The sequence below is a fragment of the Streptomyces wedmorensis genome, assembly GCF_000716445.1.
In the GTDB taxonomy this organism is placed as follows: Bacteria; Actinomycetota; Actinomycetes; order Streptomycetales; family Streptomycetaceae; genus Streptomyces; species Streptomyces wedmorensis.
In genome coordinates this window covers 1-243 of record NZ_JNWK01000218.1, presented here as the reverse complement: position 1 = coordinate 243, position 243 = coordinate 1, and the positions used below count along the sequence as shown (strand labels likewise).

Annotated in this window: 1 protein-coding gene; it reads right to left on the bottom strand. The window is 70.8% G+C overall.

Features of this window, described 5'->3' with window-relative positions:
- Positions 1–243, bottom strand: a 243-nt coding sequence (locus OO54_RS48500) for a hypothetical protein (RefSeq protein ID WP_033212997.1), incomplete at both ends; no start/stop codon positions are given.

The following is a 243-nucleotide window of genomic DNA, read 5'->3' as shown; positions in this document are numbered from 1 at the left end:
TTCCGTCGTGACGACCGTGGTGGCGAGCGTCCGTCGTTCCGTCGGGACGAGCGGCCTTCGTACCAGCGGGATGACCGTCGGGACGACAGCCGTGGCGGTGGTTTCCGCCGTGACGACCGCGGTGGCGACAGCCGTGGCGGTGGCTTCCGTCGTGACGACCGTGGTGGCGAGCGTCCGTCGTTCCGTCGGGACGAGCGGCCTTCGTACCAGCGGGATGACCGTCGGGACGACAGCCGTGGCGGT